The organism is Vibrio sp. OPT41, from assembly GCF_015163595.1.
Lineage (GTDB): Bacteria > Pseudomonadota > Gammaproteobacteria > Enterobacterales > Vibrionaceae > Vibrio > Vibrio alginolyticus.
Genome location: NZ_JADDYH010000079.1, coordinates 1 through 436, shown reverse-complemented (window position 1 = coordinate 436; position 436 = coordinate 1). Strand labels below are relative to the sequence as shown.

Here is a 436-nt window from a genome sequence, read left to right as displayed (position 1 = left end):
AAGTCGTAACAAGGTAGCGCTAGGGGAACCTGGCGCTGGATCACCTCCTTAAACGATGATTATTGCGATGAGTGTTCACACAGATTGATACGGTTTATAAAGTAAAGAGACGATACTGGGTCTGTAGCTCAGGTGGTTAGAGCGTTCGCCTGATAAGCGAGAGGTCGGTGGTTCGAGTCCACTCAGACCCACCAATTTCTTTCCCAAGGAATTGGCGACAGTATCGACACCTTGATGGGGCTATAGCTCAGCTGGGAGAGCGCCTGCCTTGCACGCAGGAGGTCTGCGGTTCGATCCCGCATAGCTCCACCATCTTTAAGTGTTCTTGAAAAAGAATCTTTAAAAATGGTTTTCATCAGAAAATCTAGCTCTTTAACAATTTGGAAAGCTGACAAAACAACAATTTATTGTTGTTTGTAAAGTTCTCAATGTTTGT

Annotated in this window: 2 tRNA genes; both read left to right on the top strand. The window is 45.0% G+C overall.

From position 1 onward, the window contains the following. The first annotated feature begins 117 nt into the window (after nt 1–117). Nucleotides 118–194 (top strand) — tRNA-Ile (locus tag IQP38_RS25175). A 42-nt stretch (nt 195–236) separates the two neighbouring features. After that, nucleotides 237–312 (top strand) — tRNA-Ala (locus IQP38_RS25170). The last annotated feature ends 124 nt before the right edge of the window (nt 313–436 follow it).